Below are 12,640 nucleotides of genomic sequence, written 5' to 3'. Positions count from 1 at the left end.
TCTCCCGATGTGGCGGACCCTCCTGGGAGACGAAGGTTGAGACATCGCCGAGGGCGACGCGAAACCGACTCTCACCAAGGGACACACCATGTACGAGTACGAGCTCTCCCAGTTCCGTTCCGCCGACCTGATACGCCGGGCCGAGCACGAGCGGCAGGCCCGCGAGGCCGTCCTCAGCCGCCGTGCCGCCCGCCGTGAAGCGGCCGCACGCGCCGCCGACGGCGAGGCGCATACCGGCCGCCCCCGCCGGCACCGCTTCCCGCGTACGGCGTGAGCGCCGGGACGGGAACGGGTCTCCCCGCGAAAACAGGTGCCGTGCCCTCGCACTCGCGTGCGATGCTCGGGCGCGTGGAGACCCAATCCGTCAGTCCGGTGTTCGTCGGTCGCACCGAGGAGCTGGACACGCTGTCCGACGCGCTCGCCCGCGCCGCGGGTGGGGGGCCATCCCAGGCTTCAGGCACTGAGGGAGATCCGCAGGCGTTACTGCTCGGGGGCGAGGCCGGAGTCGGCAAGACCCGCCTTGTCGAGGAGTTCGCCACCGCGGCCCGCCGCCGGGGTGCCGTCGTCGTGCTCGGCGGCTGCGTCGAGATAGGCGCCGACGGGCTGCCCTTCGCCCCCTTCTCCACGGCCCTGCGCGCGCTGCGCCGCGAACTGCCCGACGAACTGGCCGCCGCGGCCGCCGGCCAGGAGGAGGAGCTCGCCCGGCTGCTGCCCGAACTCGGCGAGGCCGCCTCCGGCCGGCACGACGAGGAGGGCATGGCCCGCCTCTTCGAACTGACCGCCCGCCTCCTGGAGCGGGTCGCCGCCGACCGCGCGGTCGTCGTCGTCCTCGAGGACCTGCACTGGGCCGACGCCTCCACCCGCCATCTCCTCGCCTACCTCTTCCGCACCCTGCGCACCGGCCGTCTGGTCGTCCTCGCCACCTACCGCTCCGACGACATCCACCGCCGCCACCCGCTGCGGCCCCTGCTCGCCGAACTCGACCGGCTGCGCACGGTCCGCCGGATCGAACTCGGCCGCTTCAACCGGACCGAGGTCCGCTGCCAGATCGCCGGCATCCTCGCCAGGGAACCCGACCCGGCCCAGGTCGACGACATCTTCGAACGCTCCGACGGCAACGCCTTCTTCGTCGAGGAACTTGCCGTCGCCACCTCCGAGAACTGCTGCGCCGGCCTCACCGACTCCCTCCGCGACCTGCTCCTGGTCCGCGTCGAGGGCCTGCCGGAAAGCGCCCAGCGGGTCGCCCGGATCGTCGCCGAGGGCGGCTCCACCGTCGAGTACCGGCTGCTCGCCGCCGTCGCCCGACTCGCCGAGGACGACCTCATCGAGGCGCTCAGGGCGGCCGTCAACTCCAACATCCTGCTCGCCGCCCCCGACGGCGACGGCTACCGCTTCCGCCACTCCCTGGTCCGCGAGGCCGTCGGCGACGACCTGCTGCCCGGCGAACGCTCCCGCCTCAACCGCCGCTACGCCGAGGCCCTGGAAGCCGATCCCACGCTCGTCCCCGCCGGCGAACGCGTGATGCGCCTGGCCAGCTACTGGTACCACGCCCACGACGCCGCCAAGGCCCTGCCCGCGGTCCTCGACGCCTCGGTCACCGCCCGCCGCCGGCACGCCTACTCCGAACAACTGCGGCTTCTGGAGAGGGCGATGGAACTCTGGGACTCCGCCCCCGAGGAGGTCCGCGCCGGACTGCGCCCCGCCGACTACACCGAGACCTCCCCGGCCCGCGGCGGCGACTCCGCCACCAGCCCGCTGCGCTACCTCGACCTGATGGCCGAGGCCGCGGTGGCCGGACGGCTGTGCTCGGAGCGGGAACGCGCCCTGAAGATCACCAAGCGGGCGCTGCGGCTGCTGGAGGACGAGGACGACCCGCTGCGCGCCGCCTGGTTCTGGACCCAGCGCTCCCGCCTGGTCCAGTCGCAGGCCCGCGGCGACGGCTGGGCCGAACTGGCCACCGCACAGGAACTCGTCCGCGGCCTGCCGCCCTCAGAGGTGCACGCCGAGGTCCTCGCCAACGTGGCCAACTGGTCCATGGTGCATGCCCCAGGCCCCGAGGCCTTCACGGCCGCCGAACGCGCCGTCGAGTACGCGCGCATGCTCGGCGTGCGCGAGACGGAGATGAACGGCCGTCTCACCCTGGGCGGTCTCACGGTCGAGGCCGGTGACGTGGAGAGGGGGCTCGCCGAGATGGCCGACGTCAAACGGCAGACGGTGGAGTGCGGCATCACCACCATCGCCGGCCGTGCCTATGTGAACCTGCCCTCCGCCCTCGAGTCCGTGGGCCGCTCCCAGGAAGCGGTGCCGCTCCTGGAGGAGGGGATCGCCTACACCAGGAAGTTCGGCCTGCTGGACTCCGAGGCCTGGATCTGGGGCAACTTCGCCGAGACCCTCTACACCCTGGGCAACTGGGACCGCGCCGCCGAAGCGGGTACCAGGGCCGAACGCGTCGGCCAGAGCGCCAAACCACGCGGCTTCCACGCCACCCTGCGCGCCGAACTCGCCCTCGACCGCGGCGACCTGACCGCGGCCGCAGACCATCTGGCCGCCGCCCGCGCGCACTTCGGCACCCATGACCGCACGCCCCAGCACGACCTGCCCCTCGTCCGCATCGCGATCGGCATCGCCGCGGGTGAGGGCCGCCTCCTGGACGCCCGCGCCGAACTCGAACGCGCCCTCGAGGCCGGCTTCCCACCCGGCACCCACCGCTATGTCTGGCGGATGCTGCTCACCGCTGCCGCCGCGGAGGCCGACGCGCGCGATTTGCCCGCCGCCGACCGCGGCCGGTCCGGGATCCTCGAACGCATCCGCCGCACAGCCAAGCCGCTGGCCACCCACGTCCCGGTCTGGCAGGCCTACGAACGCTGGGTCCGCGCCGAACTGCTGCGAGCCGAGCAGGCCGCCGACCCGGACACCTGGACGGAGGTCGTCACCGCCTTCGAGGCACTGGAGCGCCCCTACGACCTCGCCCGCGTCCGTCACCGCCTCGCCGAGGAACTGCTGCTCGCGGGGGAGAGCGCCGACGACCGCGACCGCGCCACCGAGCTGCTCCGTCTCGCCCACGCCGTCGCCTCCCACCTCGGAGCCCGCCCCCTCGACGACGCCGTCACGCACCTCGCCCAACGCGCCCGCCTTCCCCTGAAGCGGCCCGCCGAGCACCGGCCCGCCCCCGCCGACCCGGCCGGCTCCCTCGGCCTCACCGGCAGGGAACGCGACGTCCTGAGACTGGTCTCCGCGGGCCGCACCAACCGCCAGATAGCCGAGGCACTCTTCATCTCCCCGAAGACAGCCAGCGTCCATGTCTCGAACATCCTGGCCAAGCTGGACGTCTCGGGCCGAGGTGAGGCGGCGGCGGTCGCGCATCGGCTCGGGCTGTTCCCGTCCGAATCCCTCCCGGTGCGGACGGCACCCTGAGGCATACGCTGTAAGAGACACCGGCCGAGGGAGACCCCGTGTTCAACGCCTTCGAGGACCTGTTCGCCCCCGGTCGCAAGCACACCCGCGACGAGCAGAACCGGCTGGAGCTCACCCGGGAGGACGTCGGCGACGGCGACCCCGGCCGCGGGCCCATAGACCTCACGTCCGGGAAGGTCGTCGTACGGCCACCCCTGCCGGACGAGCCGACTGGGCCGGACGGGCCGGACGGACCGGAAGAGGAGGGCTCCTCCTCTTCCGGCGGCTGACGGTCAGCTGACCTGTATCTCCAGGATCCGGTCGTCGCCCTCCTTCGGGTCACCCCGCCCGTCCGTGTTGCTGGTCACGAGCCACAGCTTGTCGCCGCCGGCCGCGACGACCGTGCGCAGCCGGCCGTACTCGCCTTCCAGGAAGGCCTGCGGGTCCGCCGAGGCCTCCGTGCCCTTCAGGGGGATGCGCCACAGGCGCTGGCCCTTGAGGCCCGCCATCCAGATGGAACCCTCGGCGTAGGCGGCCCCGCTGGGGGAGGCGTCGTCCGTGCCCCACTGGGCCACGGGGTTGCGGTACGCGGAGTCGTCGGAGTCGCCCTCGGCCTCCGGCCAGCCGTAGTTGTCGCCCGGCTTGATCGCGTTCAGCTCGTCCCAGGTGTTCTGGCCGAACTCCGAGGCGAACAGACGCTGTTTGTCGTCCCAGGCGAGGCCCTGCACATTGCGGTGGCCGTAGGAGTACACGGGGGAGTCGGGGAAGGGGTTGCCCGGGGCGGGCTCGCCCTCCGGGGTCATGCGCAGGATCTTGCCGCCCAGGGACTTGGTGTCCTGGGACAGACCGGTGTCACCGCTCTCGCCCGTGCCCGCGTACAGCATCCTGTCGGGGCCGAAGGCGATCCGGCCGCCGTTGTGGATCACTCCCTTGGGGATGCCCTTGAAGACGGTGTCGGGGGCGCCCAGCTGCTGGCCCGACGGCTTTCGCTCGTCGTACAGCATGCGGACGATGCGGTTGTCGGAGGCCGAGGTGAAGTACGCGTAGACCATGTGGTCCGAGGCGTAGTCCGGGGACAGGGCGATGCCCAGCAGGCCGCCCTCGCCGGCCGGGGACACCCCGGGCACCTCGCCCAGCTCGGTCTTCCTGCCCGTCTTCTCGTCGACCCGGGTGATGGTGCCCTCGTCGCGGGAGGAGACCAGCAGGCCGCCGCCGGGGATCGGGGCCAGGCCCCACGGGGTGCTCAGACCCTCGGCGACCGTGCGGACCACCTTCACCGAACCCTTGGCGGGAGGGGGATCCTCAGCGGCCTGCCCGGTGGGCCCGGACCCCGACGCCGTGGTACTCGGTGCGGCGCTGTCGCTCCCCGACGACCCCCCTCCGTCGTCGGAGGAACATCCGGCTGTCAGTACGAGCGCGGCCGCGGCCAACACGGCCGACACAGCTCGACGTTGCACGATCATGGTCCCTTCGACGGGGCGGTCCAGCGGCAGGTTCTCCTTTTCATACACCGCTCGCGCCTCACAGGTTCCCGATCACCGCAACCCGATACGTGAGGGCCTGCCCACCGACGACCTCTACTCCCAGGATCCCTGCGCCCTCGGCAGCTCCGCCACCTCCGCCAGATCCTGTGCCGTGGGGCGCAGGGCCGCCGCCCGTGCGTTCTCCGTCACCCAGCGCTCCTGCTTGGTCCCGGGCACCGGGACCACGTGGCGCCCCTGCGCCAGCACCCACGCCAGGGCCACCTGGGCCGGGGTGACGTCCACGCCGTGCCGGCGGGCCACGCGGCGCAGACCGACCACGATCGGCTGGTTGGCGGCCATCATCTCGGCGGTGAACCGAGGGTGGCGGGCACGCACGTCGTCGGGTTCGAAGCCCTGGCCGGGGGTGAGCGTGCCGGTCAGGAAGCCGTTGCCGAGGGGCATCGCCGCCAGGAAACCGATGCCGCGCGCCTCGCACCACGGCAGCAGCGCCTCCGTCGCCTCCGGCGACCACACCGACAGCTCGGCCTGCACCGCGCTCACCGGGAAGACCTGCTGCACCCGCTGCAACTGCCGGATCGTCGCGTCGTACAACCGCGCCCCGGAACGGCGACCGCCCCGCGCGCCCATCGCGCACAGCCCCAAGGACCGCACCTTCCCGGCCTGTACGAGCTCCGCCATGGCGCCCCAGGTCTCCTCCACGGGCACCTCGGGGTCGGCCCGGTGGAGCTGGTAGAGATCGATGACGTCCGTCTGCAGGCGCCGCAGTGACGCGTCGCAGGCGCGCCGGACATAACCGGGACGGCCGTTGGCCACGATGTGCTGCTCGCCCACCAGCAGGCCGACCTTGGTCGACACGAACGCGTCCTGGCGCCGCTCCTTGAGCACCCGCCCCAGCAGCAGCTCGTTGGTGAACGGGCCGTACATGTCGGCCGTGTCCAGCAGAGTCGAGCCCAGATCCAGCGCCCGGTGCACGGCCCGGAGCGACTCGTCGCCGCGCTGCCGGGATCCGTTGTACGCCCAGCTCATCGGCATGCACCCGAGTCCGACGGCTCCCACCGCGAGCGCCGCCGCGCCGATCGTCCTGCGCTCCACCTGCTCGTGACCCTCCCTCTCCTGGCCCCCCAACCTAACCTCTGCCGTGCCGCGTCCCTGACATAGCCTCCTGACCATGACTGCTGCTGACGTGTGGCTGCCCATCCAGCCGGAAGAGATCGAGGGTCTCCCCCAGAGCCTCAACTACCGCTTCTGGAACGGGGGCGAGGACTTCCCGGCGGACCCGGCCGACTGCGTGTACTACGTCGTCCCCTACATGAAGCCCCTGGAGGTCGGGCTGCGGCCGCTGCCCCGGCTGCGCTCCGTGGAGGTGGTGCAGACACTGACGGCCGGCACCGACTCCATCGAGCCGGGCCTCGGGTACCTGCGTCCCGGCGTGCGGTTGTGCAATGCGCGCGGGGTGCACGAGGCCAGCACCGCCGAGCTCACGCTCACCCTGGTCCTCGCCTCCCTGCGCGGCGTTCCCGACTTCGTGCGGGCCCAGGACAAGGGGGAGTGGCGCGGTGGGTTCCGGCCGGCGCTCGCCGACAAGAACGTGCTCATCGTGGGATACGGCTCGATCGGATCGGCCATCGAGGACCGGCTCGTTCCGTTCGAGGTCGCGCGGGTGGCGCGCGTCGCGCGCTCTGAGCGCACCACGGCGCGCGGGCCCGTGCATCCGCTCACCGAACTGCCCGCCCTGCTCCCCGAGGCGGACGTCGTGATCCTGGCCACGCCCCTCACCGAGGCAACCCGCCACCTGGTGAACTCCGACTTCCTCGGCCGTATGAAGGAGGGCGCGCTGCTGGTCAACGTGGCCAGGGGCCCGGTCGTCGACACCAAGGCGCTGCTGGCCGAGCTGGAGAGCGGCCGGATCACCGCGGCCCTCGACGTGACCGACCCCGAACCGCTGCCCCCGGGGCACCCCCTGTGGCACGCGCCGGGCGTGCTCGTCAGCCCGCACGTCGGGGGCCCCTCGTCGGCGTTCCTGCCCCGTGCCAAGCGGCTGCTGGTGGACCAGTTGAACCGATTCGTGAACCGGGAGCCCCTGCGCAACGTGATCCTTACGACGGGCCCAACGGGCGCGTGACGCCCGCGAGATGAGCGCCGCGCGCACGCTCCGCACGACGGGCGCGACAGGCGCGAAAACCCGTTTCCGGCACCCTCCGCAACCTCCCGGACGCGGTCCGTGCTCACATCGCCGCTGGTCGTCACGGAGCGTAGAGGAACTATGTCCCTGAGTGACGAGACTGGTGTATCGTCCCGACAGGGGCTGCGCCGCGCACATTCGGCGCCGGGGATGGACATTTCAGACTGTGAGGGGGGCGACGGGCGATGCACGGCCTATGGACGAACGATCCGACGCGGCGGAGCCGCCGACGGCGACCCTGGCACACGGCCGCGCGCAGACGCGGTCACCACGCCGGCCATTGCAGTCACCACGGACAGCACGGCGGCCGGCAGGGCCATCACCGGCACAGCCACCAGCAGCACAGTCATCCACACCGCAGGCACAGCAGCCGCAGGAGGCATGCGCACCCAGCGCACCGGGACCCCAGGGACCCCCAAGCGGCGCGGACCGGGAGGGCCCGGTGAGTTCGCCCCCGCCTTCCACGACCACGCTCGACGGGGCCCCGCGCGCACACCCCGTCCCGAGGGCGACGCCGCCCCGCCCTCCGGCCTTCGGTGGTGGGTCCGGCCTGGTCCGCCAACTCGTCCTGGCCCTGGTCTGCGCGGGATACGCCGTCGGTTCCGCGGCCGGCTGGGGCTCACGCCAAGTCGCACTGATCATGGGTGACTTCGGGCTGAGCGCCGCGGCCGGCGCCGCAGCGGTGTCCTGCTTCCTCTACGCCCGTAGGCGCCGTATCCGCTTTCGACCCGCCTGGATGCTGTTCGCCCTCTCCTCGGCGATGGCGTCCCTCGGCAACCTGATCTGGGGGTGGTACGAGGTGGTCCTGGGGCGGCCCGTGCCCAGCCCCAGCTACGCCGACCTGTTCTTCCTGTGCTTCGCGCCGCCCGCCATCGTGGGCCTGCTGGTTCTCGCCAAGCGACCGGTCACCAAGGCGGGGTGGGTCTGTCTCGGCCTGGACGCGTGGCTGATCGGCGGCTCGCTGCTCACCCTCTCCTGGAGCCTCGCCCTCGCGCAGGCGGCGAAGTCCGAGGGGTCGAGCGTCGCGCACACCGCGCTGTCGCTCGCCTACCCGCTCCTCGACATCGCCCTGGTCAGCATGGTGCTCGCGCTGCACTTCCGGCGCTCGGCGGGCAACCGTACGGCGGTCAACACCGCGATCGGCGCACTCGCCCTGACCGTGATGTGCGACGCCCTGTTCACCTCACCGCTGCTGCACCACACCTACCGCTCTGGGCAGCTGCTCGACGCGGGCTGGTTCGCCGGCTCGCTGCTGCTCGCGTACGCCCCCTGGGCCGCTCCGCGCCAGGGCCGGCCCGACGCCCCGCGGCAGCACCCGGCCCGGCGCCGGGCCGACGGGCACACGCGCGTGGTGCACGAACACCTGCCGGGACAGCGAACCGGCCCGCACCCCCACCCGCACCCGCCCGCACAGGGGGGTGATCGCAGCCGGTACCCGGCGTCCCGGCCCATCGCCGGCTCCCTGGCCGCGCTCACGCCCTATCTCGCCGCCGCCGTCTGCACGCTCGGGATCCTCTACAACGTCCTGAGCGGCCGCAGCGTCGACCGCGTGGTCCTCCTGACCGGCGGCACCGTGGTGCTCGCCCTGGTGATGCGCCAGGGCATCATGCTGCTCGACAACATCACCCTCACCCAGGAGCTGGCGCAGAAGGAGAACCACTTCCGCTCCCTGGTGCAGGGCTCCAGCGACGTCATCATGATCGCCGCACCCAACGGCATCCTCCGGTACGTCTCCCCGGCCGCCGCGGGCGTCTACGGACGTCCCGCGGAGGAGCTCGTGGGAACCGAACTGGCCGGCCTCATCCATCCGGAGGACCTGGGCTGCGTGGTGCACGAGGTGCGCCGCTTCCTCGCCGCCAGCCCCCTGGAGGAACCCACCACCCGTATCGAGTGCCGTTTCCGCTCCGGCGACGGCGGCTGGCTCAACGTCGAGTCCACCGTCAACCGGCACCATGGCGGCCTCATCTTCAACAGCCGGGACGTGACCGAACGAGTGCGCCTGCAGGCGCAGCTCCAGCACAACGCCGAGCACGACCCGCTCACCGACCTGCCCAACCGCGCGCTGTTCACCCAGCGCGTCCAGCAGGCCCTGTCCGGGCGCCGCTCCTCCGACCGCGGCACCGCGGTCCTCTTCATCGACCTGGACGGCTTCAAGGCGGTCAACGACACGATCGGGCACCAGGCCGGGGACGAGCTGCTCGTCCAGGCCGCCCGCAGACTCCAGGACTCCGTCCGGCACGGGGACACCGCCTCCCGGCTGGGCGGCGACGAGTTCGCCGCGCTGATCGTCGGCGACGGCAGCCGCGACCGCACCGCCAGGGAAGGCCACATCCTGGATCTCGCCGACCGGCTGAGAATCACCCTCTCCCAGCCCTACCTCATCGACGGCAACGACGTCCGGGTCGCCGCCTCCATCGGCGTCGCCTTCGCCGAGCCGGGCCTCGGCGCGGGCGAGATCCTGCGCAACGCCGACCTCGCCATGTACCGCGCCAAGGCGGGCGGCAAGGGCCGGGTCGAGCTGTACGCCCCCCAGATGCAGCAGGACGTCGTACGCAAGGCTGAGCTGGCAACGCGGCTGCGGGCCGCACTGCACGACGGCGAGTTCACCCTGCTGCACCAGCCCGTGGTGTGTCTGGAGGACGGCCGGATCGCGTCGGTCGCCGCGCAGGCGCGCTGGCGCTCCTCGCAGGGCGTGCTGTTCACACCCGCCGAGTTCCTGCGGGTGGCCGAGGACAGCGACAAGACCGCGGAGCTGGGGCGCTGGGTCCTGGAAGAAGCCGTCGAACAGGCCGCCGAGCGGGCCGCGGCCGGGGTGGCCGTGCCGGTGGTGGTCCGGCTGGGCGCGCGTCGGCTGCTGGACCGTTCGATGCCGCTCGGCTCGGTCGAGGCCCTGCTGACCCGGCACGGGCTGCCGTCCGGGTCGCTGGTGGTCGAACTCTCCGACGCCGACCCCCGGGTCCCGCTGGACGAGCTGGAACGCCGCCTGAGCGCCCTGCGCAGACTCGGCGTCCGGATCGCCCTCGACGGCTTCGGGAGCGGCTACGCGGCCATCACGGCCCTGCGCAGGCTCCCCGTCGACGTGCTGAAGCTCGACCGCAGTCTCGTCGAGGGAGTCGTCGAGTCCGCCCGGCTGCACAAGATCACCAGCGGGCTGCTGCGGATCGCCGGGGACCTGGGACTGCAGTCCGTCGCCGACGGCGTGGATCTCCCGGAACAGGTCCTGGCGCTGCGCGCGATGGGGTGCACGCACGGCCAGGGCATGGCGTTCTCCGGTCCGCTGGACGAGTACCGGCTGCGCAGAGCGCTCGGATCCGGCCACTATCCGGTGCCGCACGGACCGGCGGAGCCCGCGTTCGCGGGTGGCGGTGCGGGGGTGTACACCAGTGGTGTGCCCGCGGTTCTCGGTGGCGCCACTACCCTGCGCTCACATAATGAGACTCCCGTCCCACCCACTTGACAGTGGGTGCGCGCCGGGGGGAGGGTCAATGCCATGCGCACCCGAATTCTCGTACTTGGAAAGCGCGTCGGCTGACGCTGGTGAGGTCCGGACGGACCCGGAACTCCCAGCGACCGCACCCGGCGCGCTCCCCTCGCTTGCCTCCCGGCACGAGGGGTTTTTTGTTGCACAGGTACCTGCCGTACAAATGCCGTATACCGCACAAACTTCGCAAAAACCCTCAGCATCGAGAAGAGAATGCCGATGACCGAGCAGGCCACCGGGGCCCATCACCCGCAGCCGCGGCCCCGATCCGGAGGACACCAGTCCGCGCCCGAGCAGGTGACGGGTGCGCAGTCCCTCATCCGTTCTCTCGAGGAGGTCGGGGCCGACACGGTATTCGGCATTCCCGGCGGTGCGATCCTCCCGGCGTACGACCCCCTGATGGACTCCACCCGGGTGCGTCACGTCCTGGTCCGCCACGAGCAGGGCGCCGGCCACGCGGCCACCGGTTACGCGCAGGCCACCGGCAGGGTCGGCGTCTGCATGGCGACCTCCGGCCCGGGTGCCACCAACCTGGTCACGCCGATCGCGGACGCCCACATGGACTCGGTGCCGCTCGTGGCGATCACCGGCCAGGTGGCCTCCAAGGCGATCGGTACGGACGCCTTCCAGGAAGCGGACATCGTCGGCATCACCATGCCGATCACCAAGCACAACTTCCTGGTCACCAAGGCCGAGGACATCCCGCGGGTGATCGCCCAGGCCTTCCACATCGCCGCCACCGGCCGCCCGGGCCCGGTCCTGGTCGACATCGCCAAGGACGCCCTCCAGGCGAAGACGACCTTCTCCTGGCCGCCGGTCATGGACCTGCCCGGCTACCGGCCGGTGACCAAGCCGCACGCCAAGCAGATCCGCGAGGCCGCCAAGCTGATCACCGCCGCCAAGCGGCCCGTCCTGTACGTCGGCGGTGGCGTCCTCAAGGCCCAGGCGACCGCCGAGCTCAAGGTCCTCGCAGAACTCACCGGAGCGCCCGTCACCACCACACTGATGGCGCTCGGCGCATTCCCCGACAGCCACCCGCTGCACGTGGGAATGCCGGGCATGCACGGTGCGGTCACCGCCGTCACCGCGCTGCAGAAGGCCGACCTGATCGTCGCCCTCGGAGCCCGCTTCGACGACCGCGTCACCGGCAAGCTGGACAGCTTCGCCCCGTACGCCAAGATCGTCCACGCCGACATCGACCCGGCGGAGATCGGCAAGAACCGCGCCGCCGACGTGCCGATCGTCGGTGACGCCCGCGAGGTCATCGCCGACCTGGTCCAGGCCGTCCAGCGCGAGCACAGCGAGGGCCACCGGGGCGACTACAGCGCCTGGTGGAAGGACCTCAGCCGGTGGCGCGAGAAGTACCCGCTGGGCTACGACCAGCCCGAGGACGGGTCCCTGTCGCCGCAGCAGGTCATCGAGCGCATCGGGCAGCTCGCTCCCGAGGGCACGATCTTCGCCGCGGGCGTGGGCCAGCACCAGATGTGGGCCGCGCACTACGTCCAGTACGAGAAGCCGGCGACCTGGCTGAACTCCGGTGGCGCGGGCACGATGGGCTACGCGGTCCCGGCCGCGATGGGCGCCAAGGCCGGTGCGCCGGACACGACGGTCTGGGCGATCGACGGTGACGGCTGCTTCCAGATGACCAACCAGGAGCTCACCACCTGCGCCCTGAACAACATCCCGATCAAGGTCGCGATCATCAACAACGGCGCCCTCGGGATGGTCCGCCAGTGGCAGACCCTCTTCTACAACCAGCGCTACTCCAACACGGTGCTGCACTCGGGCCCCGCCGGGTCGGTCAGCGGCTCCGGCAAGCAGCCGGGCGCCGGCACCCGCGTCCCCGACTTCGTGAAGCTGTCGGAGGCCATGGGCTGCTACGCGATCCGCTGCGAGTCGCCGGACGACCTCGACAAGGTCATCGAGGAGGCGAACTCGATCAACGACCGCCCGGTCGTCATCGACTTCATCGTCCACGAGGACGCGATGGTGTGGCCGATGGTCGCCGCCGGCACCTCCAACGACGAGATCATGGCCGCCCGGGACGTCCGCCCCGACTTCGGCGACAACGAAGACGACTGAGCGAGAGAGACCCAAGAG

The 12,640-nt window shown here is 71.9% G+C and carries 8 protein-coding genes; 6 read left to right on the top strand and 2 right to left on the bottom strand.

Annotated features, from left to right (window positions below):
• Nucleotides 1–88 precede the first annotated feature (88 nt).
• The 3 genes from AQJ84_RS30185 (at nucleotide 89) to AQJ84_RS30175 (ending at nucleotide 3,683) form a co-directional block, all read left to right on the top strand.
• Entirely contained in the window at nucleotides 89–274 is a 186-nt protein-coding gene (locus AQJ84_RS30185) for a hypothetical protein (RefSeq protein ID WP_053191570.1), read from the top strand.
• A 62-nt stretch (nucleotides 275–336) separates the two neighbouring features.
• Nucleotides 337–3,414: a helix-turn-helix transcriptional regulator gene (locus AQJ84_RS30180; RefSeq protein WP_053191568.1), complete on the top strand. Its 3,078-nt coding sequence runs from the start codon at nucleotides 337–339 to the stop codon at nucleotides 3,412–3,414.
• Between the two features lie 38 nt (nucleotides 3,415–3,452).
• Nucleotides 3,453–3,683, top strand: a complete 231-nt coding sequence (locus AQJ84_RS30175; protein ID WP_030040513.1) for a DUF6191 domain-containing protein — start codon at nucleotides 3,453–3,455, stop codon at nucleotides 3,681–3,683.
• A 3-nt stretch (nucleotides 3,684–3,686) separates the two neighbouring features.
• Here the strand turns inward: AQJ84_RS30175 and AQJ84_RS30170 are convergent, their stop codons facing one another.
• Both AQJ84_RS30170 and AQJ84_RS30165 read right to left on the bottom strand, forming a co-directional pair.
• A complete protein-coding gene (locus AQJ84_RS30170) occupies nucleotides 3,687–4,856 on the bottom strand; it encodes a PQQ-dependent sugar dehydrogenase (RefSeq protein ID WP_030040512.1) in 1,170 nt (389 codons plus the stop codon).
• 114 nt (nucleotides 4,857–4,970) lie between these two features.
• Nucleotides 4,971–5,969 carry an aldo/keto reductase gene (locus tag AQJ84_RS30165; RefSeq protein WP_030040511.1) on the bottom strand — a complete coding sequence of 333 codons (999 nt, stop codon included), beginning with the start codon at nucleotides 5,967–5,969 and terminating at the stop codon, nucleotides 4,971–4,973.
• A gap of 76 nt (nucleotides 5,970–6,045) precedes the next feature.
• Here AQJ84_RS30165 and AQJ84_RS30160 point away from each other — a divergent pair, with 76 nt between their 5' ends.
• The 3 genes from AQJ84_RS30160 to AQJ84_RS30150 all read left to right on the top strand — a co-directional run bounded on the left by AQJ84_RS30160 (nucleotide 6,046) and on the right by AQJ84_RS30150 (nucleotide 12,622).
• Complete coding sequence (locus AQJ84_RS30160; protein WP_078631891.1) at nucleotides 6,046–6,999, top strand: 2-hydroxyacid dehydrogenase; 954 nt, start codon at nucleotides 6,046–6,048, stop codon at nucleotides 6,997–6,999.
• 502 nt (nucleotides 7,000–7,501) lie between these two features.
• Entirely contained in the window at nucleotides 7,502–10,516 is a 3,015-nt protein-coding gene (locus AQJ84_RS30155; protein ID WP_030040509.1) for a putative bifunctional diguanylate cyclase/phosphodiesterase, read from the top strand.
• Between the two features lie 237 nt (nucleotides 10,517–10,753).
• A complete protein-coding gene (locus tag AQJ84_RS30150; RefSeq protein ID WP_030040508.1) occupies nucleotides 10,754–12,622 on the top strand; it encodes an acetolactate synthase large subunit in 1,869 nt (622 codons plus the stop codon).
• The last annotated feature ends 18 nt before the right edge of the window (nucleotides 12,623–12,640 follow it).

Origin of the sequence: Streptomyces resistomycificus, from assembly GCF_001514265.1 — a bacterium.
GTDB classification, from domain to species: Bacteria; Actinomycetota; Actinomycetes; order Streptomycetales; family Streptomycetaceae; genus Streptomyces; species Streptomyces resistomycificus.
This window is presented reverse-complemented; position numbering and strand designations above follow the sequence as displayed.